This window comes from Rothia sp. 32237D007AR, from assembly GCF_053544675.1.
Genome location: NZ_JBPPUO010000015.1, coordinates 1 through 24,623, shown reverse-complemented (window position 1 = coordinate 24,623; position 24,623 = coordinate 1). Strand labels below are relative to the sequence as shown.

Here is a 24,623-nt window from a genome sequence, read left to right as displayed (position 1 = left end):
AGCAGGCACCATACCTAGTAAACTGGGCACTAAGAATACCCCAAGCAAAGGTTTATTTTTCCGTGGCTTTAACTATTGGAATTGTGGGTCTGCCCAACGTCGGCAAATCGACCCTCTTTAACGCACTGACCAAAAACAACATCCTGGCAGCGAACTACCCCTTCGCGACCATCGAACCCAACGTGGGCGTCGTCAACCTGCCCGATGAGCGCCTGGCTCGCCTGGCAGAGATTTACGGCTCCGAGCGCATCCTACCTGCAACCGTCTCCTTCGTGGATATCGCAGGTATCGTTCGTGGCGCCTCCGAAGGTGAAGGCCTGGGCAATCAGTTCCTGGCTAACATCCGCGAGGCCCACGCTATCGCCCAGGTCGTCCGCGCCTTTGACGACCCCGACGTCATCCACGTTGACGGCAAGGTAGACCCCGCCAGCGACATGGAAACCATCAACACCGAGCTGGTGCTGGCTGACCTACAGACCCTGGAAAACGCTATTCCCCGCCTGGAAAAGGCCGTCAAAATCAAGAAGGGCGACCCCGCCCAGCTTGAGGAATACAAGAAGGCCCAGGCCGTACTGGAACAGGGCGATACCCTGATTTCTAAGTACGAAGAAGCCAAGATTGATTTGGCTCTGCTCAAGGAACTGAACCTGCTCACCTCCAAGCCCTTCATCTACGTCTTTAACTCGGACGAGGGCGTCCTGGCCTCTGAGGAAAAGCAGGCCGAGCTGCGGGCCATGGTTGCCCCCGCTGAGGCTGTCTTCCTGGACGCCAAGCTTGAGGCTGACATGGTTGAGCTCTCTGAAGAAGAGGCCCGTGAAATGCTAGAGATGAGCGGTCAGGACGAGTCCGGCCTCGACAAGCTGGCCCGTGTGGGCTTCTCCACCTTGGGATTGCAGACCTACCTGACTGCTGGGCCTAAGGAAACTCGCGCCTGGACTATCGCCAAGGGTGACACTGCCCCTCAGGCTGCCGGCGTGATCCACACCGACTTTGAGCGCGGCTTCATTAAGGCTGAGGTTGTCTCCTTCGCTGACCTGGACGATGCTGGTTCCATGGCTGAGGCTAAGGCCCGCGGCAAAGTCCGCATGGAAGGTAAGGACTACATCATGCAGGACGGCGACGTGGTGGAGTTTAGATTTAACGTTTAAACGCCTAGTCAGAATAGGGTTTTTCTGCCACAAACAGCGGTAGAAGAAGCCTGTCTGCGGCAAAGCTGTGGCATACCCATAGCCTACAACACAAAACCCGAGGGGCCTGGCCGCCCCTCGGGTTTTTCACATCTCACCCAAATATTTCAACGAATATTGCACATTCAAACAAGAAATTCACGGTGAGAACATGTACGAGATTCATCATAGCACCCCATCCGCTACCCGCAACCCCCTGCTGGATGAACCCTGCTCCAACCCCCAGCAGCTCCTCAACACCCGCACCGGCCAGGAAACCGAGACCCGTTGCGGAAGCCGATTCAGTGAAACCTGCCCATCGTGCGCCTACCGCTATCAAATCACCGAGCGAGCCATCCTTGAAGCAGGCCAGCCACCCCTGCCAGAGCCCGCCAGCAACCTACCCCAACCCCTCGCCGTCTTTCTGACCCTGACCATGGGTTCCTTCGGCCAAATTGCACATCACGCCCCGCGCTTTCCACGCCAATACCGCTACGGCGCCCAAATCATCACCTCAGCCTGCGAACCTGAGCTCATGCGCACCTTCAACATGGCCCTGCACCGAGCCACCGCCGACTGGCAGCAAGCAGGCTACCGCCTGAGCTACCGGGGCTCACGAGAAATTCAAACCCGAGGCGCTGGCCACTACCACCTACTCATCACCCTCTCTGTCCCCGAGGCCTCCACCTTCAACCCCACCCTCCTACCCACCCTACCCACCGCCGAAGACCTCGCCAGCCGCATCAAGAACCTCAACCTCACCGGCACAGCCGTCCCGCAGGACCTACAAAACCTCGCTGCTGCACCACACGTACAGCACCGCCGCACCCAACTAGGACTCCCTCCAGCAAGCCCCTCTACCCTGCGCATCCCCGCCCGCATCAACTTTGGCACCCAAATAGATGCCCAGGTCATCAACCTGCACTCCGATGCCCAAGCAGACCCACAGTCCTACGCCCGCAAGGCCTCCTACCTCTCCAAGGCCCTGACCTACCTGGTCAAAGACCTCGACAAGAGCACCACCGTATCCCAGCCCGGTGCGCACAAGAACCGCAGACACCTCCAGCGTCTAGCCAACGAATCCTTCGCCTTGCTAGCCGATACCTACCTCACCCAGTGCCTGACCACCTGGCTCACCCACCGCATCGAGCATGAAACCGCCACGATTGAACGCCAGGCCGCTACTGCTGTAACCCTCGCTGCTGGGCGCACCCTCATCGACGAACTCAACGACACCATCACCCACCGCGCCCCCATCTACCCCAGCTGCCAGAGCCTCGGCTACCTCTACCAGGTCCTTGATGCCATCCCCACCATCACCAGCTGGGAACTGCTAGATAACATCACCCCCGCTGACTTCCTACTTTTTGACACCAACGGAACCGTCCTGCCACGATCAGCCAAGTTTAACCGATTGAACGCAGATGCACTCATCGCTGAGCTGCGCCACGGCAGCCTCGCCAAGGCCCTGACACCCAGCCGGCCAGCGCACACCTTCCTAATCAACTACCTCACCGACTCTCACGGCAAGGGACGCTTCCTCAGTGAAGAAGGCCGCAGCCTGCTGCGCTCCATCCGCCTCAAACTGCGCAAGCTAGTCACCAGTCACGGGCACACCGGCTCCTGCACCGTCTCCTCCCGCTGGCCGGTCACCAAGAGCCAGCTGCGTGCCAACTACCGCAACCGCCTCTATGACCAGGCCCGCACTGACTACCGCCAAGCCCAGAAAGAAGCAGCACGCCACAGCGCCCCCGGCCCGGCATTCGATACCGCCCAAGCCCAGCTCACCGCTGCCCGCGCCGCCCTCCACCAAGCCCTTGAAGCACAGGGACGCCACAAGGTTCGCGCGCTAGAGAGACAGGCAGCAGCGCTCACCCACCAGCTCGCCCGAACCCTTAGCTCCCTGAGCCAGCTTCACCGCCTCCAGGCCCAGGCGCTCACCGACCCTGCCCGCTACCAGGCTCTAGCCCAGCACATCGGGGCTACCTACCAGCAGATTAATGATGTGAGCCTTGAGCTTGAGACCACCTGCCGCAGTATCAGACAGCTGCGCACCGGGGTGGCAGCCCACATCTGGGTGAGATTGCCGCACCGAACGTGAAGCCGGTGACCGGCTCACTGAGGCGCCCCGCCAGGGGCTAGACTCAGTGGCCGGGCACCGGTCCCGGCGGCGCAGCCGTCCGGGCTTGACCAATAAATAAAATCCTCACGAGCCACAAAGTGATGCACATCACTCATAATATCTGGACAGCCAAGGCCCCCACTGCACGGTGAAACCAGGTCAGCAACCCCGCTGGCACTACCCCTGAATTCAGAAAGGAAGCACTCACTGTGCCTCAACTCTCCATCGACGCCTCATCACTGGTCATCACCCCCGTCGCCGAAGCCACCCCCGCCTATATCTACAGAAAGACAGCTAGCGGTGACTTCGAACAGACCAACGAGCTCAAGAAGGATGAGCAGGGAGTCCAAATCTGGAACATCCCTGCCCGCGTCATCATCCCCGGTGTTCCCGCCCCCATTGCCACCAAGGTCACCATGGCCTCACCCACCCAGCCCACCGGCTACCCCATCGAAACCCCCGTTCAAGTCCAAGGCCTCAGCCTGGCCGTCTTCGGCAACCTCTCCTTCAGCATCACCTCCCTGGGGGAGAATCAGCCCGCCCCGGTCAAGGCCTTTACCAAGACCGAGGGAAAGTAGGGTGAGGGTAATGAGCACCAAGAGCGCAATCATCTGCGCTGCCGATAACGCCCACATCAGCAGGGCAGAGTTGACGGACCAGGCCCGAGCTCACTGGGATGCCATCGCCCGCCAGCTCATGAGCTACCCCGGAGCTGTGCGCCGCACCCTCGATACCTACCAGCTACCCACCCCACAGCAGGCCCAGGACCTTCACGCTAGGCTGCATCAGCTCCGCTGCCTCCTACAGGACTTCGAAGCTGACCTCAACCTCCTGGCCGTGGGAGCAGCAGAACCTTGAGTATGAGAACCAAGGCAGAGCAGTCAGACCAGAACTCAGCTACAGCAGCACCTTGGCCTACCTTGACCAGGGTGCTGCTACGCCTGTGTGTGGCAGCGCCGCTGAGCTGTCTGGCCCTCCTTGGTGCCAGCCTCTGCCTGCTGGCCTTTGTATCCTTGAATCTAAGCCTTTTTGAGATGGTTCTGCTCGGTGCAGCATCAGCAGCGCACCTGCTCCTCTTTATCGGGGCGCTCATGCTTGAAGCTCATCGGCTTCGGCTCTGGTGGCTGCGTCACCGTATCCAGCAAGCGGCCCAAGGCTACCGAACCGGGGTACTTGATCATCGCAAGGCCATCAAGCTGCACGCTGGTGAGGTTGAGGGAATCTACCGCCTGACTCTACAGTCAGCACCAGGCTACGCTGATGCCGACGTTCTGCCCTTCTTGCCGGTTCTGGCCTCAGACTTGAAGGCTCATATCACCACCATCGCCGACCCCAGCCCCTTCGACGGGCAGGTGCACGCCATCCTCTCCTTCGTTGACCTGCTAGCCCAGCCACTGGGGCAGCAGGCACCGACTCTCAGCCTTCCTGCTGCATCTTCACCAGCATCCCCCTGTACCATCGGCATCAACCGACTCGGGCGGCCGGTGAGCCTGCCCCTCTATGCCGGGGCCCACGGCGGGGTACGCATCAGTGTTGCCGGACGCTCCGGCTCAGGCAAGAACTCGCCGGTAACTCAGCTGGTCCTGCACGCTCTGGCCTGCGGGTTCACCGTATGGTTGGCCGACCCGAAGCAGACCGAACTGCGCTTTGCCGCCCCTGCTGCTGCCCGCTACGAAAGTGACCCTCACCGTATTAGGGATATGCTCCTCGAGCTGCAAGAGCTCATGAAGCGTAGGCAGGAAAGCGTTGCCCGCAGCGGGGCAAGCTGCTGGTCTCCTCAACAGCACGGGCCGCCCATTCTTTTCGTCTTCGATGAGCTCACCGTCGTCACCCGAGGTCAGTGTGCTGAGAAGAAGCTCTACGAGTCTGCTGAGGCAGCTCTGGTTGACCTGTCGCAGCGGGCCCGCTCTGCTGGCATCAGCCTCCTGTGGGTCACCCAGCAGCTCTCAGCGACCGCCCTGCCCACAGCAGCCCGCTCCAACTTCGACATCAGAATCAGCATGTCGGTGGCAACATCCACCGATGCCGAGATGGCCATCCCCGGATGCACCCACGGGCCCGATGACTACAACCCCGCCACCATCGGCGGCAGCCGCAACCCCGATGGGACCTTGAGCACCGTCGGTACCTTCTGCATCGGAGGGGACATCATCGAACGCGGTAGAAGTTACTACGTTAGCCCCGCCCGCGCAGCCTGCCGAGTCCAGGAACTCACCGCCTCATCACCGCTTAATTAAACACTGTATAAAACTTATGGCGAACATCACATGCACCTGTTTGGGGGTAGCTCACAGCGGGCCCTGCTCCGCGATAGGTGGAACCATGCACGGCCCGGCGGGGTAGCCCGTAGGGGAAGGGCCGTGGCACAATGGTCCACCAGCGGAGCAGAACCGCACCCCAACCACCGACCCCTAGGGCTCGAACCCCCTGACGGTCAGCTCATCCTCAATCGCCCAGGCATACCGCGCCAGCGTGAACTGTTTTTGAGCATGCCCGGCCTGCTTCGAGGCCTGCGGTAGCGGAACCCCTCGAGATAGCCACTGAGATATGGCCCAGTGACGCAGCCCGTGATGGGTCCAGCCCTGGCGGCTGGTGCCCCGATACCCCGGGTAATTGTTGGTTACCTCGCTAACGTAGTCATATAGTGGGGCGATATACCGCCGGGTCAGATTACTGGGGTGCTGATAGCTGCCGAAGGGTACTTCGGTACGATGAGGCCAGCGCTGAGGGAAGAGTGGGCCCTCACCTCGCTGCCGCGCCTTATTCCTCGTGGGGAAGAGCAGGGCATCCCACCAGAGCCTCATATCTCCCTGGGACTGACGCCACATCTCCCTCAGCCGGTCATGCAACAGATACCCCACGGGAATGAACCCAGCCTGCCAGAGCTTGAGCGCATCGGCCTCACTCATCGACCACAGGGACTGCTCACGGTTGGCCGCATCAAAAATCTCAAAGCCATCGAGCCCATGCCGCTCAATGATGGCGGGGTCGCTCAGTAGCTGCCGTAAGCTTCGGCGCGAGGAGTCCCAGGCCGGATAGAGCAGAGGAGAGAGATAGACGGTCCTCTCCTTGCCCATCTTCGGGGCAGTGATATTCATCCGCCCCGTTGAGAGCGGGCTGACCTGCTCCTGAACCAGGACCTTACCCTGATAGCCTGGCAGCAATCTTCCACCCAGCTGCTCGCTGCCTGATAGCTCTACTCCTTCCAAGAGCTCTCTACCGAGGATAGTGTGCATGGCCTCATCTGCCAGTCTTACCTGGTTTTGCCCCCAGGGCCCAAAGAGGTGACGAGGCCGCAGGGCCAGAACCTCCCCAATACGCAGGGCCCCAGAGGCCCCCAAGGCTGTTATCAAGGCCACCTGACGGAAGCGGGAGGCTATCTCCAGGGTTTCGTGCGCAGCTCGTTCTTCGCGGCGCCGGTAATGGGCTGGAACACCCCGGCGCATCGAATCAATCAACTCCTGAGGCGCCCCATCTAGCAGCGTCTGTTCCATGAACCAGGTGTCGTTACCAACAGAGCCCATCGATTCAAGGTGATGGTGCGCCCCCGTTATCGGGTCAATCTCCTCTATCCCGTGATTCAGGGCGGGGTGAAGCTGACAGGTTGAATAAGCACAGTCAATCACCCCGTTCACCCACTGGGTAGAGGGTACCTGCACCTGCTCGACGGCCCTGGGTGCATCATCGGAGCGGCTACCAGACAGCCGGATAGCATCGGCATAGAGGGAACCGGGCCGCCCCGTCCACCCCTGCACCGTATCGAAAACCCCTCTAACCAGTGTTTTCAGTCGTCGCCCCTGCTCCCGGCTGAGCCCCTGGGCAATATCGTGTAGGTCGCCCGGTCGTATTGAGGTTACTGGGGTCTGTCCCAGGTGAGCTAGAGCGCCCTGGTAGCGGTAGCGGTAGACCTCAACTGTCCGGGCAACCCAGCCGGATGACTTGGCCTCTAGCCACTGCTCGAAGGCAGCTTCAACGGTGGGTGGGGTGAGTTGCTTGAGCTCCTGGGTTTCATCCCAGATACCCAGGCCCTCCCGTGCCTTGTCTAGGGCCGCTTCTTTGCTGGTGGCGCTAAGGATACGACGCTTCCGGGTAACTGGGTCGTGAAAGGCTACCCGCCAGCCCTTGTTATCGGTGGGGGAGTAGATGGTGGCCAGGCCGTTGAGGACCTTGTGGCTGCGGCGCTGGCTCATGAGTGGTGGGCTCCAAATGTTGGGGGGCGGGTCGTTAATTTCCAGTTTAAGCGATGAAGGCTGCCCCTACGATATGACGTAGGGGCAGCCTTCGGGGTGGTGCGGTGTTGTTAGCTCGATTTCTCGAATGAGATAAGTTCGCCGCCCAGAGTCTCCTGGACCTTTTCCATAACAGGGCGCATCTCCTCATCGGTCACGCTCTGGAGTACGACCCAGTTCTTGCCATGGACAACTGAGTATCCGCCATCTTTCGTTGGCTCACCCGAATTGGTGTATAGCTCTTCCAGGTCGGCAGAGGAATCTTCGGCAACCCGAATCTCAAGGTAATCATACCCATCCGGTACTAGGCTGCCTGTGACCTCACATTCCAGCAAAGAGTAGGCTACAAGGCCGTTCTTGGCCTCAACGTTCTTGGGGCCGTTCTCTAGAGAGCAGTTGATGCCTTCGTTGAGTTTGTCGAGAGCTTCACCAGCATTCTCGAAACTCTGCCCTGAGCTTCCACAGGCGGTGAGGAGCAGGGATGTGGTGGCGATGAGGGTCATGAGCTTGGCGGGTGTGTTCATTGGAGGACTTTCATGGTGGTTATGTGCGGGTCGGTGTGCCGCATATATTTGTGGCACTGGGGGTCGTGATATGCTTAGTTCGTTGATTTTATAGGGTTTTGTGAATCTATGAACCGTGCCTGGTGGAGTTCCGCTTTAACGTCTAGTTTTCCTTCTTTCATCTGGAGAAATGCAGTTGCTCCTCACTGTGTGAGGGGCAGCTGCATTTTTCTTGGGGTAACTTGGGGTTTTGTGCGGTGTGTCGCCTACCGCAAGTAAGTATGCTTTGGCACAATAGGGGATAAGAAGCCCCCTGATGAAAGAAGGTTAATGATGAAGGCACGTCTAGCATTCCTGGCCGGTGCAGGTATCGGTTATGTTCTTGGTGCTCGTGCTGGCCACGACCAGTACGAAAAGATTAAGAACCAGGCTGTGAGCCTCTGGAACGACCCCAAGGTGCAAGACGGCATTAAAACCGCCGAAGAAACCATCAAGGAGCAGGCACCTGTACTAGCTGATAAGGCTAAAGAAGCTGCTGCCGCCGGTGCTGAAAAGGCTAAAGAAGCAGCCTCAGCAGGTACCGAGAAGGCCAAAGCAAAGGCTGAAGACGTAAAGGAAGCCCGCACCGAAGCTAAGGCTGACAAGGCTGATAAGGGCACCGAAAAGTCAGACGCTCAGGCTAAGAAGCAGAACGAAAAGACTGACGCTAAGACTGACACCAAAACTGATGCCAAGGCTGATAAAGACGCCGATAAGTCTGAGAAGAAGGACCAGAAGGCCGCTGATGACGCTCCTTCTGATGTTGTCTCAGACCCCGCAACCGACATGGAAGACGAAGGCCCTGCCAACAGCAAGTAAGGCCTAGTCTCTCACTAAGGTATAACCTCCCACCCTGCGAAACCTCGCAGAGTGGGAGGTTTTGTGTTTCTATCTGTGATAATGGGGGAGGACTTATTTTTTCCCCCCCTTTAGTATTGGAGACCCTCATGTCTGACGTCCTCACACCTGCCTGCCCCATATGCTCTGAAGAATACTCCTACCAGCAAGGGGATCTGTGGGTCTGCCCCATGTGCGGCCACGAATGGGTTGAAACTGAGGCCACCGAGGCAGAAGAAACCAGCCCTAAGGTGCTCGATGCTGTGGGTAACGAACTGGTTGATGGTGACTCGGTGACAATCACCAAGGGCCTGAAAGTTAAGGGCGGCGCAGACATTAAGGCCGGTACCAAGGTGCGCGGCATCCGCCTGCTAGAAAGCCCCGTCAACGGCCACGACATTGAGGCTAAGGTACCTGGCGCCGGCCAAATGTATCTGAAGTCTTCCGTGGTGAAGAAGAGCAACTAATTCTTGAAAGCAGTGGCCCACCGATGAAATGGCTGACCTGGGCGGTTGCCGTCGCCGCCTATGTGTTCTCGATTATCAACCGCAGTTCCTTTACAGCTCTGGGGGCCACTGCCCAAACCCATTTTGGGGTTGAGGCTACCGCAATTTCAGTTTTTATTGTGGTGCAGATGGTGGTCTATGCGGGCTGCCAGGTGCCCGTTGGTGCCCTCCTTGATCGCAAGGGCGCCCCTGCCATGATCGCTAGCGGGCTGATGCTTCTGACGGTGGGCCAGTTCCTTCTTGCCCAGAGCCAGACTCTTCCGCTAGCTCTGCTGGCCCGTGTGCTGGTAGGCGGCGGGGATGCTTGCATGTTTATCAGTCTAATCCGGCTAATTTCTGACTGGTTCTTACCCAAACAGATACCGGTGGTCAACCAGATCAGCGGTAATCTGGGTCAGATGGGCCAGCTCGTTGCGGTTGCCCCTTTGGTTGCCCTGGTAGGTGCCTTGGGGTGGCGCGGCGGTTTTACTGTCTTGGCCGCTATCGGCCTTTTCCTGCTGATCTTGGCCTTGCTGACCCTCAGGCAGGCGCCGGGTGCTTCTACTGCTGCCCAGGGGCTCGCTCACCGGGTTCGGCGTACTCGCAGGGGTTCGAGCGTCCGGCACCTGCAGATAGAAGATGCACGGGCTGAGCACCCCTACCCGGTCACAGACTCCTTACCTGTCATACCGCCTGCTGCTGGCCCTGGCTTTTTTGCCTCAATCCGGCAGGTGCTGGCCTACCCGGGGGTGCGCCTGGCCTTCTGGGTCCACTATGTTACGGCCTCCATGTTTTTCTCCATGATGCTCTTGTGGGGCATGCCTTTCTTAACCGGCGGGTTAGGTTATAGTTCTGCAACTGCCTCAACTGTTTTGAGCACGGTGGTGGTCTCTATTGTGGTTGCGGGCTTTGTGACCGGCTCTATCCTGGCGCGGTTTGCCACCTACCGGGTGCATATTGCGGTGGGCGTGAGCCTGCTGAATTTGAGCCTGTGGTCCCTTGTCTTCTTCTGGCCTGGTATTGCACCTCTTCCCCTGGTATATGCGGCAGCTATGACGCTGGGTATTAATGGGCCGGTGTCTATGGTGGCTTTTGAAGTGGTGCGCTCGCACGTGCCCTCGCAGCAGCGGGGTTTAGCAACCGGTGTTGCTAATATGGGCGGGTTTATGGCGGCCTTTGTTATCGTCCTGCTCATTGGTCTAATTCTTGACCTGATGGGGGCCGGTACCCCCGATACCTATACCCTTGATGCCTTCCGTTGGGCTATGGCTAGCCATATCCCGGTCATCATGCTGGGCATCATCATGATTGTGCTGCTTTACCCCAAGGCTCGCCGTGAGTTAGCAGGTAGACGCTAGTTGCAGGAGCGTAGTCTCTGAACGGTGAGTAGTTTTGAGGCAAAGTAATAGGCTTTTTGAGAGCAAAATTCCAGATAGCATTAAAGCTGAATATTAGGACGTTGTCCGCAACTTTAGGGTTGTACGAAAGAAAAGTGAAGGTTGAGGCTCTGCATGAAGAAGAAGGCTGTATGGGTTGGGGCTGTGGCAGCGAGGTATTATTCCTGTACCGTCCCCTACGGTCAGATTGTTACCTACGGTAATATTGTCTGTGACTCTCAGCAAAATGGTTTGACCTGCGGAAATATTATGACCGGCCAGGGTGTCTTTATGAGTCGTGAAGGCTACCGCACTTTTTCTTTCTAGTTCTCAGACCAGATAAGGTTTTCTCGTGAAAAAAATCTCTCTCATCTTCTCAGCCTGTGCCTTGCTAGCTCTCACCGCCTGCCAGCAGGAAGAAGTTATTACCCGCACTGACCCACAAACCGCTTCAGCAAGCGTCAGCTCAGCCACTCCCACGGTGGAAGTAACGACCGAAACTGCCACCCCTGAGCCCACTCCCGAACCGACCACTGAAGAGCCGACCCCGGAACCTACCCCTGAGGATCCCTTCCCCGGCTCTGTTTTCGCTGAGAACGGCGTGACCTTCTTCGTTCCCCTGGATTATGTGCAGGACGCTAGCCCCGCCCAGGCCGAGATTTTTGTCTACCAGTTCACCCAATACCGTAGCACCGATGACGCCGCAGGCCGCTTTATGGTGGGCACCCCCTATGTTGATGAGCAGGGAAGAAGCGCAGAAGAGAACGAAAAAGAAATCGTGGCTCGACTCACCCCTGCCTGGTCTATCAAGGAGACCGTTGAAACTATCAGTTACACCCGTGCGGACGGGGTGAAAGTCATTCGCTCTGAGGTTCGTTTCGCATCGGGCAACAACCCCGGCTATATTTTCACCCTCGATAATGGGTACGAGCTAATGCACGCTGCCATTCTGGTTGATGACACCAACCCTGAATTCTTGCAGAAGATTGAGGACTCTATCGGGTTCGCCTGGTAGAAGCAGGTAGCCTGAGCAGCAACTCATCAGTAAAGCGGGCAGAGCCACCAGCGGCTCTGCCCGCTTTACTCGGCCCCAAAACAGTGCAGGGAGGGCACCCCTGACCCTGATTTATTGTTTTTCGCTAGATGGTTCGGGGGTATGTAGTTCCGCTACACCCTCAGAAAGGGCTATGAACTCATCAATATCCTCCTGCGTCGCATAGGGCACAGGGCTGGTGAGTAGCTCATTCATGCTGGAGCGAAAGATATAGCTGAGATTAACCGGGTCTGACCCTTTACCGCCGATAATCGCCTTAGTGGTTAGGCCGTAGCAGAGCATAGTGAGCTGGTTAGCCTCTACCTTGATATCGGTCCCAGCTTTTAGCTGGCCTGCCTCATCAAGGTGTTGCAGCATGTCGTGGAAGAAGGTGCGGATGCGCTGGAGGCTAGCAGCGGCAATCTTTTTCACCTCGGGGGTGGACCGCAACTCAGCAATCATGCCCAAAGTAATGCGGGAAAATGCGCGACTGCGCGGGGTGAGAGGAACGAAATGCTCCATCATTTTCACAGTGTTTAGTACATCCTGGCCTTTCACTGAGACTGCCCTCATGCTCGCTTCGTTCTCAAGACCAATCAGCTCAAGGGCATAGGTCACCAGCTCCACCCGGCTATCAAAAGAATGACGCAGGGAGCCGGTGGAGATACCTGCTTCAGCGGCGACGTTGCGAATGGTGATAGCGCTAACGCCCCGCTCGGTGAGGAGCTTCCAGACAGCTTGGGAGATAACTTTTTTGCGTTCGTCGTGATCAATGAGTTTAGGCATTGAAGAACTCCTGACTAAAGTAGCCCTTGCCGTGGCCCTCGGGGTAGGCAAAAACTTCAAGTAGGGTCTTAAAGTGGGTGAACATGGGGGCCATGAGCTCTTCCTCGCTGGCCTCATTATCGGTGAGGAGGTAGAGGCAGTTGATACCCCATAAGATGGCCACTACTTTTTCAACTTCCAGCTCAATATCGATATCGGGGCGCACAAATCCGTGAGCACGTAGCTGGGTGAGTAGGAAGCCGTAGGCGTAGAGGAAGTCCTCTTCTTGGGCCTGCAGAATCCTAGCAATACTGGGGATTGTGGAGGCATCGCCTAGCATACCTGCTGCTACAGTGATGAAGAGTTTGCCTTCTTCAGAAACGGGGGAGAGGCTGCTGTAGATATCTTCGAGACTGTAGATAAGTTCCTTGTCATAGATTCGGCTTGTTAAGGTTCCTATAAAACGCTTGCCTACATAGTCAAGTGAGAACTGTAGCATCTCTTCGTGGGAGGGGAAGACATGGCGTAGGGACCCTGTGGAGATACCGGCTTCGGCAGCTACAGTGCGTACTGAGACACCGCGGATACCTTCACGGGCTAGAACCGACCAGACTGCCTGGGCGATTTCTTTTTTTCGTTCTTCATGGTTGATGAGTTTTGGCACAGATTTATTGTAAACGAATGGAATAAGGACAAGATGATGGTGTTCAGGGCAGAGCACAATGGTGTAGGCATCGACCAGTAGTTCCCCGCACAGCGCAACCCCTTGCATAGGGCTAATTGTTTACGCCACAATAAAACTATGGCTACTACACATCTTGAAGGCAATGACGTACAGACCGTAGGCGACCTGCCTGCCGTAGGTTCCAAGGCACCGGAATTCACCCTAGTGGGTACCGACCTGGACACCGTAAAATCAGACTCATTCGAAGGTAAGAACCTAGTTCTGAACATCTTCCCCTCCATCGACACCGGCGTATGCGCCACATCCGTCCGCAAGTTCAACGAAGAAGCATCCAAGCTGGGGAACACCACCATTGTGTGTGTCTCCAAGGACCTCCCCTTCGCATTCGAGCGATTCTGCGGCGCTGAAGGCATCGAGAACGTTGTTTCAGCTTCGGCCTTCCGCGACTCCTTTGGTGAAGACTACGGCGTCACCATGGCCGATGGCCCCCTAGCTGGCCTGCTGGCCCGCTCCGTTGTGGTTATCAACCCCGCCGGTGAAGTCATTTACACCCAGCTGGTAGACGAAATCACCACCGAACCCGACTACAAGGCAGCTCTCGAAGCTCTCTAAAACCAAGATCACTTACGCGGTGGGTATATCCCTTCCGCCTGCTGACCCTCTCCCAGCTCGCGCTGGGGCACTCGCTGGGATTCATGCCAGCCCCAAGGCAGCAGGCTTTCAGGGATATACCCACCGCTATGTGTAGGTGCTTGGCGTAGCTACCTCTTGTCTCTAGAGCACCTAATTAGCAAGGACGACGCAGACAGCCGTGCCTGCCATAAGAGAAAGAAGACCTATGACCGACAAAACCACCCGCACCCAAGACCCTAATTACCGGGCCGTGACTGTCGAACGGGTAGCCTCCCGCCACTACCGGGCCACTAACGCCAAAGGTGACGCCCTAGACTTCGGGCAAGGCGAGGGGCTACTCACCCCCGTCGAACTACTTTTAGCAGCTATCGCAGGGTGCTCAGCTATCGACGTAGATGTAGTTACCAGCCGCAGAGCAGAACCCGAAACTTTCACTGTCCACTCGTCAGGGCTGCGCACAGTCGATGACAATAAGGCCGTTAGCCTCGATAACATCGAAGTCAGCTTCAACGTGCGCTTCCCCGCCACCGATGAGGGCGCTAAGGCCCGCTCCATGGTAGACCGCCTCATTAAACTTTCCGCCGAAAAAGATTGCACCGTCTCCCGCACCGTCGAACACGGCGCATCCGTCACTTTCATCAACGAAGACACACAAAACTAAATCACCCTTTCATACCGGGCAGTGCAGGGCGCTGGCGGTGGTAGTCTAAAGTCTGTCTTTATGCCCCTGGGCGAACCTATTGGGGCGCCCACACCATTGAAAGTAGCCCCCTATGTCTACTGAAGCGCACTCTGTACGTGCCGGGCAAGCCAGCCCGGGCGGTGCCCCCACCCCCACCAAAGAAGAGCTCAAGCGTGGCCTGGCCAGCCGCCACCTCTCCATGATCGCCATTGGTGGCGCTATCGGCACCGGCCTTTTCGTGGCCTCCGGCTCCACCATCGCAGAGGCTGGCCCCGGCGGTGCCCTGCTGGCCTATGCGCTCATCGGTATTATGGTGCTGCTGCTCATGCAGTCCCTGGGTGAGATGGCAGCGAACCTGCCGGTTGCAGGGTCCTTCCAGACCTTCGCCTCCCGCTACGTCTCAAACTCTTTCGGTTTTGCCATGGGCTGGAACTACTGGTTCAACTGGGCTATTACCGTAGCTGCTGAACTGGTGGCTGCTGGCGTCATTATGTCCTACTGGTTGCCCGGTATTCCCGGCTGGGTATGGGCTGGGGTCTTCCTGGCCATCATTCTGGGCATCAACGTGCTCTCAGCCCGCTCCTACGGCGAATCAGAGTTCTGGCTGGCTACTATCAAGGTGGTTACGGTCATTGTCTTCCTGATTGCCGGTGTTGCCATGATTTTCGGTATTTTGGGCAACCACGATAACGGTTTCGCCAACTGGACCGACGGCGAAGCCCCCTTTAAGGGCGGGTTCCTCTCCATTATGGCTATCTTCATGGTCGCTGGGTTCTCCTTCCAGGGCACTGAGATGATTGGTGTTGCCGCTGGTGAGTCTGAGAACCCCCGCCGCGATGTGCCCCGAGCCCTCAAGAGCGTCTTTTGGCGCATCATGCTTTTCTATATTGGCGCTATCGCTGTTATTGGCACCTTGATCCCTTACACCCACCCCAACTTGCTGCGGGCGGACGCCACCGACATCGCCTACTCACCTTTCACCATGGTTTTTGAGAATCTGGGTGTTGCTTTTGCCGCGTCGGTGATGAATGCCGTCATTCTGACTGCGATTCTTTCTGCCGGTAACTCGGGCCTTTACGTCTCATCCCGTATGCTCTACGCCCTGGCTCTTGAGGGGCGTGCTCCTAAGATTTTTGCCCGCGTGAACTCCCGTGGCATCCCCATGCCTGCCCTGCTGATGACTGCTGCTATTGGCCTGTTTGGGTTTGTGTCTGCTGTGGTGGGTGAGGGTTCTGCCTACACCTGGCTGATTAATATTTCTGGGCTTTCTGGGTTTATTACCTGGGTGGGTGTGGCTATCTGCCATTACCGCTTCCGCCGCGCTTACGTGGCCCAGGGCAAGGATGTGAACGACCTGCCTTATAAGGCTCCGCTCTTCCCCATTGGCCCGTTTGTTGCGCTGCTGATGTGTCTGATGGTGATTGCTGGGCAGAACTATAACGCTATTTTTGCGGGCCACTGGTTTGAGGTTGTTTCGGCCTACATCGGTCTGCCCATCATTATTGGTGTCTGGCTGGTGCACAAGCTGGTAACCGGCTCAAAGACTATTCCGCTCAAGGACGTGGACGTTTCGGGACTTGAGGTCTCAGGCAAGTAAGTTTCTTTGTGAGAAAGGGGAGGGTGCCGGGTTTTCCGGGGCCCTCCCTTGTTTATAGGGTAGGACGCCTGTGAGCGGGGGAGCGGGCCCGGCTAGAATGGTGTGGTTTGGTCTTGTTTTCTGTGTAAGTGTTCTGGGTTGAAAGGTGTGGCCGGGTGGCTAAGCTCTATTTCCGTTTTGGCGCCATGAATTCGGGTAAGTCTACTGCGCTGCTGCAGGCTGCCCATAACTATGAGGAGCGGGGCCAGCGGGTGCTGCTGGCCAAGCCGCAGGTGGACACCAAGGGCGATACGGAGATTGTGTCCCGCCTAGGCGTGACCCGCCAGGCTGATTTTTTGGTGGGGGTGGACGATTCTGTGCGCGAGCTTTTCCACGCTGCTGCTGAGCCTAATGCTGATGACGACCGTATGCACTGGCACCTGCCCGTCTCGTGCCTGCTGGTGGACGAGGCCCAGTTTTTGACCGCCGCGCAGGTGGATGACCTGATGCGGATTGCGGTGGTAGAGAACGTGCCGGTGATGTGCTACGGCATCCGTACGGACTTTAGGACGCGGGCTTTCCCCGGCTCTGCCCGCCTGCTGGAGATCGCCCACACCCTTGAGGAACTGAAGACTATTTGCCGGTGCGGACGCAAGGCTTTGTTCAATGGTCGCACCGTTGATGGAAAGTTTGTTTTTGCCGGCGACCAGGTGGCCATTGACGGCGTGCATGTGGGCTACGAGTCCCTCTGCCCCACCTGCTACCTGGAGGAATCAGGCGGCAAGCTATACCAGTAGCTCCCGCTTTATCGGGTAGCTACAAACGTAGTGCCTTGAAGACCAACTCAACAGTAAGTATTCTTATCGTGAGATATATATAAGGAGGAATAATGAAGCTTCGCTCTTTTCTACTGCTACCTGCGCTCGCGTTTTCTCTGGTTGCTTGCGGTGCAAATTCCCAGGATGAAGGCTCAGGAGAACCCGATATTTCTGAGCAGGCAACGGCCTCATCGACTGATATCTCCGCTGGAGAAGAAAACTCTTCCCCATCTGCTCATGCTTCGGCCGTTCTACCTTCTGAAGATTCACCGACATCATCGTTATCATCACCCAACCAAGTGCAAAATGACAGAGTGGAACTCACGACTTTTTACCCTGTGTCTGAGCAGGTCGCTGCTGATGGGAAAATCGGTATTCTGACTACCCCTACAGGCAATATTGGTTGCGATATTTGGGCAGCCGATAGTATCGCTGCTTGCGGTGTGAAGTCTTATTTTGATGAGGGTAAATACCCTAACGATTCTGGGATTGGCCCAAGCTGGGTCTTTGCTGTAGGTGATGAAGTCTCTGAGGTCGAGATTGCTCCGCGTGGGGACGCCATGTTCTTCATGATGGGCCAGCAAGAAGGGCGCTCTCCCCAGGTGCTCGAGTATGGCACCAGTACGCAGTACGGAACGATTGAGTGCACTTCAGAGATAGAAGCTCTCACCTGCGCTAATACTGTAACGGGCAGAGGCGTGACCATGAGTGCTGAGGGCTACACCACCTTCTGATGTCTCAGTGGTGAACGGCGTATAGAGGGTGTTGCATTTCGCTCTGAGATTGATATATATTTATTCTCAAGATTCAGAAGCCCAACGTAAAGCCCTTTTGACTTGTTGGCTGGCAACCGCCTGACGCAGACGGTGCCCTCAAAGGAAAATCGGTCACCTGCCACAAGGTACGGTGAAAGAGCGTTTTTCTAAGGAGCCCACCATGGGTAATTCATCTTTCTTTTCCTCTGATCCCTTCTCCGATGATCGTCCTGAAAACCAGGAATCTGAGTAGGACTTTAACTTCCTGACCGCCGACATTGATTGGTCTAGCCTCTCCGCTTTAGAACGGATTGAACTGATCCAGGAGCCAGGTAGCGTTACTGAGCGGGTTTCTTGTGCGCTGGAAAGCCCAGGACACGGGGTTAACTCTTTCCTCGGTTTGCATGCCCACGCCATGGTATGGGAAAAGGTGGAGATTGTGAAGGTGGTTGGTGCCTGTGTTACCTTGCGGACGGAGTCTGGTGAGCAGGCTTTTTGGCACCATGATCCAGTGAGGTTGAACTTTTTTGAGCGGGCTGTGCAGGTAGCTGAGGGTATTCGGCGTGATTTTGGTGAGCATAAGTTTAGTTCTGTTTTGCCGGTTCTGATGTGGAATTCTGAGCATCAGTTGTTGGCCTGCCGTCAGGTGCATGGGAGGAATCTTGCCCATCTTTCGTTTATGCCCCTGGATCCTTGCTCGTCAGTCCCAACCAAGCACCTTACCCACATCTAAGCAGGTATAGCCTAAGCTCCAGACGGTAGGGGAGAGATCCGCTAACGCTTTCCTCTATCGTTTACACGGTAACTCAAAAGGCTCCGCAGGTTCTACCTGCGGAGCCTTTTTGGGCTTCCTACCTGGAGCGACTTGCGGTGGAATAGAAAGCGCCAGCGGCGTTCTATGACATTCGTATGGACTTTAGCACGAGGGCCTTCCCCGGCTCCGCCCGCCTGCTGGAGATTGCCCATACGCTTGAGGAGCTGAAGACTATTTGCCGGTGCGGACGCAAGGCCCTCTTTAACGGCCGTACCGTTGATGGAAAGTTTGTTTTTGCCGGTGACCAGGTAGCTATTGACGGCGTGCATGTGGGCTACGAGTCCCTCTGCTCCACCTACTATCTGGAGAAAACGGGCGGCAAGCTCTACCAGTAAGAGCTGATAAAGCTAACGATTATTTTTTCTGTCGTTCATCTATGAAAAAATTTAATATTTCCGATATCAGATTGCATTCTTTTAATGATTCATTGTCTTTGTTTCTTCTAAAACGATGAGATCTTTAGGAGAAAATGCTAGATATGTCTACATTTGGCCTATTTATCCAATAGATGGGAATAAAAATATCGATAACAAGATTGCGGCTGGGCACGTATTCTATCGGTTATCCGATGGTCTTCTGGAATGTTTGTGAGGCTCTGTTCTAGAATAGGTTATTAAACTTCTATGATTGTCAAGGGTAATAAATAGTTTTTAGATGGCACTTCTCTAAATTCTATCAAAGCGTTGAGCGGTTTAGTCCGTTGAACTTTTCTCTATGTGTTTAAAATAATTTTCAGCCTCATCCCATCTTTCAAATTTATCTGTGCATGATATCATTGACCTCATATCAGTTTTTGCAATTGTTAATTTTGTAGGAATCTGTAGCTCGCTCCCATCTATCCATTTTTCACTGCTCCCCGGAAGCAGCGCAATCTCTATTTTTTCAGACCAATTTCCTGTTTCAAAGTAACGATATTTATATACCTTGCCATCAATAACCTTATATGCGCAAGATTGAGATTGCAGAGTGGATGGGTTTGAGAATGTTACAGAAGTTTGAAATATAATTCCTAGAACAATTGCACAAATTATTACATTTTTGGGAGCGTAGAAGATGTTAATACCAGTCCTAAATGAAGCCAACAGTGTTATGGTTAGGATGATAAGGGCTATTGGAAATAAAATTAAGCCATGAATCGATTGAATACTGGATGTATGTATAACTGCAAGAAATCCGAGTATTGTCAAAATTATGAAAAACGCTGCTTTGAAAATTTTTGCCATATTCGATGGGTTGATAATAATGAAGGTTCGCAAAAATTTTTTTAAAAGGGCGTTAAAGGGTATCCCTACTATGATGTACAAAAACCCTATGTAGAGGAATACTGTGCATCCCAGTGCTGCAAAGAATAAGATTCGAGAAAATATTTCGTCACGTAAGGAAGAGTAGAGTGAAAATGCGAAGTTTAGATTCCCCCCAGTGCTTTGAATGAGACTGGCAAATACTAATACTGTGCAGAACCCAAATATTGCAGGTGATAAAACAAGGATTCTTTTTAGCCAAGTAGATATATTTTCCAATGTTAGAAAATCGAGCCAATGCGACAGGCGTCTTGATAAATCTACTTTTTTTGTGTATGTTTCTTCGTAGTGTTTTGAATAGGAGTCAAAGACTTCCTGTAGTGTCTGATCTTCAGCATTGACTGATAAATTTCCATATTTCTTGTAAATGTTGAAAATATCCCGGAAAGAATTTCTGTCACTATCAGATTCATAGAGATTGTTTATCTCAATGTATTTGGCTAGCTCTACGAGGTGGGTATAATTGATTTCGTGAGGTAAATTTAGTGGGTCGTCAGCATATTCTTTACATATTCTTTCTAAAATTTCTATATCGTATGTAATAGGGAGATTTAGCTTTCTGAGTGTTTTGTAATAATTTTCCCTGTTGATGTAAGGTCCACGACCTCGAAAGTAATGTTCAAACTGTGTGATGTCTGACTCGTATTTTTTCTTGCCGAACATGTCATATTTGAAGTTATCTAGAATATCTGAAGTCTTCGCTGATAATTTACATCTTTCAACCCCCGGCCAATTTGGGTAAAAAAATGCATCAATTTTTATGGGGAGGACAATAGTTTTCACTTCATTGTTCTCTGCGAAATTATTGAAGTTCGGATGGGTTGCTATTTCGTAATTTTCAATCTTTATCACTATATTTTTTGGCGATCGTGTGAGACTGGCTTTGACCCAAATTCCCCCGCCGTGTGAAAAACCAAGCCTTTTAAATATTCTTTTTATTATATCAGTATTGATTTCTTCAATGGGAATATTATTTACTTCACTAATATCTTCAGGTCTTTCATGTTCTAATCTATCCGTATATTTTGAGCTAATAATTCTGAATCTATTTATTTCACTGAGGGTTGGATTTTCCATTTTAGCCTTATATTCGACTCTCTGAATTTAAAGAGGGGTTCAATATTAAGATGACCCCAGCTCTAAAAGCTGGGGTCCTCAGTTGTTTTTCAGAGTTTACTTCTTCAACCTATCCACTACTTCATTCAGGGTGGCGCTCGGGCGCATCACGGCCGATGCCTTGGAGTCCTCGGGCTTGTAATAGCCGCCAAGGTCGGCGGGGGAGCCCTGGGCGTCCAGCAGCTCAGCCACAATCTTCTCCTCGTTCGCGGCCAGGGTCTCAGCTACCGGGGCGAACTTAGCCGCCAGGTTGGCGTCCTCACCCTGAGCAGCCAGCTCCTCAGCCCAGAACTTCGCCAGGTAGAAGTGCGAGCCACGGTTATCAATCTCGCCCACACGACGGGAAGGTGACTTGTTCTCGCTCAAGAAAGTACCGGTCGCCTTATCCAGGGTGTCAGCCAGAACCTGGGCAGAAGCATTACCAGTCTTCTTGGCCAGGTGCTCAAAGGAGGCAGCCAGAGCCAAGAACTCACCCAAAGAATCCCAGCGCAGGTGGTTCTCTTCCAGAACCTGCTGAACGTGCTTGGGGGCAGAACCGCCAGCACCGGTCTCAAAGAGGCCACCACCGTTAATCAGCGGAACAATCGACAGCATCTTGGCTGAGGTGCCCAATTCCAGAATGGGGAAGAGGTCGGTCAGGTAGTCACGCAGCACGTTACCGGTCACCGAAATGGTGTCCTCACCCTTGCGGATGCGGTCGATAGAGAACTGGGTTGCCTCAGCAGGAGCCAGAATGCGGATATCCAGACCTGAAGTGTCGTGCTCGGGCAGGTACTTCTCGACCTTGGCAATCAGGTTCGCGTCGTGGGCACGGTTCTTATCCAGCCAGAAGACCGCAGGGGTCTGGGAGTCGCGGGCGCGAGTCACAGCCAGCTTGACCCAGTCCTGAACGGGGACGTCCTTGGTCTGGCAGGCACGCCAGATATCACCGGCAGACACCTCATGCTCAATGAGCACCTCCCCGGCAGAGTTCACCACCTGAACCTTGCCATCGGCCTCAAGCTGGAAGGTCTTATCGTGAGAACCGTATTCCTCAGCCTTCTGGGCCATCAGACCAACATTCGGCACAGTGCCCATAGTGGTGGGGTCAAAGGCGCCGTTGGCGCGGCAGTCCTCAATAACAGTCTGGTAGACACCCGCATAGCAAGAATCAGGGAGCACAGCCAGCGTGTCAGCCTGCTGGCCCTCCTTACCCCACATCTTCCCGGAAGTACGAATCATAGCGGGCATGGAAGCATCCACAATCACATCTGAAGGGACATGCAAGTTAGTAATACCCTTATCAGAATTGACGTAAGCCAGCTCCGGGCCCTCAGCCAGGCCCTTCTCAATCAGCTCACGAACCCCACCCTGAATATCAGCAGACAGAGAATCAATACCGGAGATAATAGCGGCCAGGCCATTGTTACCGTTCAACCCTGCCGCATCCAACTGCTCACCATAGGTCTCAAAAAGCTCAGAGAAATAAGCGCGCACCACACGGCCAAAAAGAACAGGGTCAGAAACCTTCATCATGGTGGCCTTCAGGTGTACCGAGAAAAGCACACCCTCAGCCTTCGCGCGGGCAATCTGCTCAGCCAGGAACCGGTCAAGCTCAGCTACATTCATGTAGGTGCCGTCCACAATCTCACCGGCAAGCACCGGAAGAGATTCCTTCAAAACGGTCACAGTACCATCAGCACCCAGATGCTGAATCTTCAGAGTGTCGTCAGCCCCCATAATCACGGACTTCTCGTTAGAGAAAAAGTCATCATGGCCCATGGTGGCAACATTAGTCTTAGAATCAGCTGACCAGGTCCCCATAGAATGAGGGTTCTTGCGGGCATAGTTCTTAACAGACAGGGGAGCGCGGCGGTCAGAGTTGCCCTCGCGCAGAACCGGGTTCACAGCGGAGCCCTTCACACGGTCGTAGCGGGCGCGGACGTCCTTATCCTGCTCGGTCACAACCTCATCAGGGTAATCGGGGATAGCGTAGCCCTTACCCTGCAACTCGGCGATAGCAGCCTTAAGCTGCGGTACGGACGCCGAAATGTTAGGCAGCTTGATGATGTTAGCTTCGGGGGTCTTCACCAGATCGCCCAGCTCGCTCAGGGCGTCCTCAACCTGCTGCTCTGCAGGGAGAATATCACTAAACTGGGCCAGAATACGGCCGGCAAGTGAAATGTCACGGGTCTCTACCTCAACACCAGCAGTTGAAGCGTAAGCCTCAAGAATAGGTAGGAAGGAGTAGGTCGCCAGCAGCGGAGCCTCATCGGTGTGGGTGTAGATAATCTTTGCCATGAAGGGGCATCTCCCTTGTCGCTTGTGGGCAGTTTCTATCTCAAGAATACAACGCTGTGCCCCAGCTCTCTGAAATTTGAGCTGGGCAGAGACCGAATATGACAGATACAAGAAATCCAACTACCAGTAGGCTCCGCTTGCTACGGCGCTCAAGAATCACCTGCTCATAGCAGGTATAGGGCACAAACTTATTGCGCTGATTTTACGTAGATTTCGTCAACAGCCGACGCCAGGCCCCCAGCGTAATCCTGCTTCGCCAACTGAGGAATCAAGGACGTCTCCACAATCTTGGCAGCCTCATTATCGGTCAGAGTTCCCCGAAGCTCCGAACCTCGAGCAATGAAAACCGCTTTGCCCTGCTTATCTACCGCAATAATTGCGCCCTTCTTACGGAACTCAGCATTATCGGCCTCATCAATCAGACGCTGAACCTCTACCTTGAACTGATCCACCTTCTGGTCATACAAGTAAACCTGTACCAGCGGGGACCCATGCTCATCAATTTTCTGGCGAATCTGATTGGCTAGCGCTTCTTCCTGCTCCTGCGACAGCAAATCACCGGCATCATGTACCACATCGGACGTAGCAAGACTGTAGGTTTCTGAGGCGCTAGGAATAGAACCTTGGTTAGCTTGCTCAGAAGAACAACCGGTCAAGCCTGCACCTGCAAGGAGGGCAAGAGTAAGAGTTTTAGTCAAGAGTGAGTTTTTCATAGAGGTAACCTCTCAAAATAGCTGGCGAGTGAGAACCAAGTGCTAGTAAAAATAATGCAGATAGTGGGGGTGCAACCACACGGTTACACCCCCACTATCTATGGGAAGAAGTGGCCCTCACCGCTTGCAGCAGGAGGGTAACACCTCGGTGGTAAAGGCTATAAACCTTAGGCCTGGAAGCGGCGGGCAGCAACAACTGCGCCTGCACCCAGAACCAGGACAGCCAGGCCACCCAGGGCGAGCAGAGTGGCGTTGGAAGCACCAGTCTGAGCCAGGTTCTGCTGCTGAGCGTTGTTAGCAGCGGGTGCCTGAGCGGCAGGTGCCTGAGTGGTGCCGTTTGAAGCTACCGGTGCAGCAGCTGCTTCAGTTTCTTCTACAGCAGGTGCAGAAGTCTCATCAGCGGCGGGAGCGGTAGTCTCTTCAACTGCAGGAGCAGAGGTCTCGTCAGCAGGCGTTTCCTCTACTGCAGGAGCGGAAGGCTCGTCAGTAGCAGGGGTCTTGTCGTCAACTACGATGGTTGAAGGGTCGATGGTGGGCTTGGGCTCAGCAGTGGTGCCGGGGCCGTTGATGCCGATGTGACCTTCAGGCAGTTCGTGAGTAACGCCAGGGCCCTTGTCAGTAACCAGGGGAGCTTCTTCGATGGGAGCGGGGTTCAGGTTCTCGTTGACCCATACTGAACCGTTGTCGATGGTGCC

24 protein-coding genes, 1 pseudogene and 1 riboswitch are annotated in these 24,623 nt (G+C 54.8%); of the genes and pseudogenes, 16 read left to right on the top strand and 9 right to left on the bottom strand.

What is annotated here, in order from left to right; genetic code table 11:
* Window positions 1-62 precede the first annotated feature (62 nt).
* The 5 genes from ychF (at window position 63) to ACED87_RS08745 (ending at window position 5,525) form a co-directional block, all read left to right on the top strand.
* A complete protein-coding gene (gene ychF / locus ACED87_RS08765) occupies window positions 63-1,148 on the top strand; it encodes a redox-regulated ATPase YchF (RefSeq protein WP_449081013.1) in 1,086 nt (361 codons plus the stop codon).
* 190 nt (window positions 1,149-1,338) lie between these two features.
* Complete coding sequence (locus ACED87_RS08760) at window positions 1,339-3,267, top strand: replication initiator (protein ID WP_449089958.1); 1,929 nt, start codon at window positions 1,339-1,341, stop codon at window positions 3,265-3,267.
* Between the two features lie 230 nt (window positions 3,268-3,497).
* The gene (locus ACED87_RS08755; protein ID WP_449089957.1) at window positions 3,498-3,866 is read left to right on the top strand and encodes a hypothetical protein; all 369 of its coding nucleotides are present in this window, start codon (window positions 3,498-3,500) and stop codon (window positions 3,864-3,866) included.
* A 10-nt stretch (window positions 3,867-3,876) separates the two neighbouring features.
* Window positions 3,877-4,146, top strand: coding sequence for a hypothetical protein (locus ACED87_RS08750; protein WP_449089956.1), 270 nt, complete (start codon window positions 3,877-3,879; stop codon window positions 4,144-4,146).
* Window positions 4,147-4,148: 2 nt separating this feature from the next.
* Window positions 4,149-5,525, top strand: a complete 1,377-nt coding sequence (locus ACED87_RS08745) for a hypothetical protein (protein ID WP_449089955.1) — start codon at window positions 4,149-4,151, stop codon at window positions 5,523-5,525.
* Window positions 5,526-5,699: 174 nt separating this feature from the next.
* Here the strand turns inward: ACED87_RS08745 and ACED87_RS08740 are convergent, their stop codons facing one another.
* On the bottom strand, window positions 5,700-7,478 hold the full coding sequence (locus ACED87_RS08740; RefSeq protein WP_449089954.1) for a hypothetical protein: 1,779 nt from the start codon (window positions 7,476-7,478) through the stop codon (window positions 5,700-5,702).
* A 110-nt stretch (window positions 7,479-7,588) separates the two neighbouring features.
* Entirely contained in the window at window positions 7,589-8,041 is a 453-nt protein-coding gene (locus ACED87_RS08735) for a hypothetical protein (protein WP_449089953.1), read from the bottom strand.
* A gap of 309 nt (window positions 8,042-8,350) precedes the next feature.
* Here ACED87_RS08735 and ACED87_RS08730 point away from each other — a divergent pair, with 309 nt between their 5' ends.
* From ACED87_RS08730 to ACED87_RS08710, 5 genes are all read left to right on the top strand, one after another.
* Window positions 8,351-8,878, top strand: a complete 528-nt coding sequence (locus tag ACED87_RS08730; protein ID WP_449081012.1) for a hypothetical protein — start codon at window positions 8,351-8,353, stop codon at window positions 8,876-8,878.
* Between the two features lie 128 nt (window positions 8,879-9,006).
* Window positions 9,007-9,363 (top strand): zinc ribbon domain-containing protein YjdM, encoded by a 357-nt coding sequence (locus ACED87_RS08725; protein ID WP_449081011.1) that lies wholly within the window; start codon window positions 9,007-9,009, stop codon window positions 9,361-9,363.
* A gap of 23 nt (window positions 9,364-9,386) precedes the next feature.
* Entirely contained in the window at window positions 9,387-10,739 is a 1,353-nt protein-coding gene (locus ACED87_RS08720) for an MFS transporter (protein WP_449089952.1), read from the top strand.
* 153 nt (window positions 10,740-10,892) lie between these two features.
* Window positions 10,893-11,084: a hypothetical protein gene (locus ACED87_RS08715; protein ID WP_449089951.1), complete on the top strand. Its 192-nt coding sequence runs from the start codon at window positions 10,893-10,895 to the stop codon at window positions 11,082-11,084.
* Between the two features lie 25 nt (window positions 11,085-11,109).
* The gene (locus ACED87_RS08710; RefSeq protein ID WP_449089950.1) at window positions 11,110-11,772 is read left to right on the top strand and encodes a hypothetical protein; all 663 of its coding nucleotides are present in this window, start codon (window positions 11,110-11,112) and stop codon (window positions 11,770-11,772) included.
* 111 nt (window positions 11,773-11,883) lie between these two features.
* On the opposite strand, the gene ACED87_RS08705 is transcribed toward ACED87_RS08710, so the two are convergent.
* Together ACED87_RS08705 and ACED87_RS08700 are read right to left on the bottom strand one after the other, a co-directional pair.
* Window positions 11,884-12,576, bottom strand: coding sequence for a TetR/AcrR family transcriptional regulator (locus ACED87_RS08705; RefSeq protein WP_449089949.1), 693 nt, complete (start codon window positions 12,574-12,576; stop codon window positions 11,884-11,886).
* The gene (locus tag ACED87_RS08700) at window positions 12,569-13,219 is read right to left on the bottom strand and encodes a TetR/AcrR family transcriptional regulator (protein WP_449089948.1); all 651 of its coding nucleotides are present in this window, start codon (window positions 13,217-13,219) and stop codon (window positions 12,569-12,571) included. Before ACED87_RS08700 ends, ACED87_RS08705 begins: the two co-directional genes overlap by 8 nt.
* 138 nt (window positions 13,220-13,357) lie before the next feature.
* Here ACED87_RS08700 and tpx point away from each other — a divergent pair, with 138 nt between their 5' ends.
* The 5 genes from tpx to ACED87_RS08675 all read left to right on the top strand — a co-directional run bounded on the left by tpx (window position 13,358) and on the right by ACED87_RS08675 (window position 17,683).
* Window positions 13,358-13,852, top strand: coding sequence for a thiol peroxidase (gene tpx, locus ACED87_RS08695; protein WP_449089947.1), 495 nt, complete (start codon window positions 13,358-13,360; stop codon window positions 13,850-13,852).
* 226 nt (window positions 13,853-14,078) lie between these two features.
* Complete coding sequence (locus ACED87_RS08690; RefSeq protein WP_449089946.1) at window positions 14,079-14,534, top strand: OsmC family protein; 456 nt, start codon at window positions 14,079-14,081, stop codon at window positions 14,532-14,534.
* A gap of 112 nt (window positions 14,535-14,646) precedes the next feature.
* A complete protein-coding gene (locus ACED87_RS08685; protein ID WP_449089945.1) occupies window positions 14,647-16,152 on the top strand; it encodes an amino acid permease in 1,506 nt (501 codons plus the stop codon).
* A gap of 155 nt (window positions 16,153-16,307) precedes the next feature.
* Window positions 16,308-16,928, top strand: a complete 621-nt coding sequence (locus ACED87_RS08680) for a thymidine kinase (RefSeq protein WP_449081002.1) — start codon at window positions 16,308-16,310, stop codon at window positions 16,926-16,928.
* A gap of 335 nt (window positions 16,929-17,263) precedes the next feature.
* Complete coding sequence (locus ACED87_RS08675) at window positions 17,264-17,683, top strand: hypothetical protein (RefSeq protein ID WP_449089944.1); 420 nt, start codon at window positions 17,264-17,266, stop codon at window positions 17,681-17,683.
* A 70-nt stretch (window positions 17,684-17,753) separates the two neighbouring features.
* A riboswitch (SAM riboswitch) is annotated at window positions 17,754-17,870 on the top strand.
* Window positions 17,871-18,005: 135 nt separating this feature from the next.
* Here ACED87_RS08675 and ACED87_RS08670 read toward each other — a convergent pair.
* The gene (locus ACED87_RS08670) at window positions 18,006-18,374 is read right to left on the bottom strand and encodes a hypothetical protein (protein WP_449089943.1); all 369 of its coding nucleotides are present in this window, start codon (window positions 18,372-18,374) and stop codon (window positions 18,006-18,008) included.
* A 215-nt stretch (window positions 18,375-18,589) separates the two neighbouring features.
* Here ACED87_RS08670 and ACED87_RS08665 point away from each other — a divergent pair.
* Window positions 18,590-18,853 (top strand): annotated as a pseudogene (locus ACED87_RS08665) (thymidine kinase); the annotation flags it as partial.
* Between the two features lie 357 nt (window positions 18,854-19,210).
* On the opposite strand, the gene ACED87_RS08660 reads toward ACED87_RS08665, so the two are convergent.
* The 4 genes from ACED87_RS08660 to ACED87_RS08645 all read right to left on the bottom strand — a co-directional run.
* A complete protein-coding gene (locus ACED87_RS08660; RefSeq protein ID WP_449089942.1) occupies window positions 19,211-20,896 on the bottom strand; it encodes a hypothetical protein in 1,686 nt (561 codons plus the stop codon).
* A gap of 96 nt (window positions 20,897-20,992) precedes the next feature.
* Window positions 20,993-23,215, bottom strand: coding sequence for an NADP-dependent isocitrate dehydrogenase (locus tag ACED87_RS08655; protein WP_449089941.1), 2,223 nt, complete (start codon window positions 23,213-23,215; stop codon window positions 20,993-20,995).
* Window positions 23,216-23,403: 188 nt separating this feature from the next.
* Window positions 23,404-23,928 (bottom strand): TPM domain-containing protein, encoded by a 525-nt coding sequence (locus tag ACED87_RS08650; protein ID WP_449089940.1) that lies wholly within the window; start codon window positions 23,926-23,928, stop codon window positions 23,404-23,406.
* A 167-nt stretch (window positions 23,929-24,095) separates the two neighbouring features.
* Window positions 24,096-24,623 (bottom strand): LPXTG cell wall anchor domain-containing protein (locus ACED87_RS08645; RefSeq protein ID WP_449089939.1); only part of this gene is annotated, 528 nt, incomplete at its 5' end.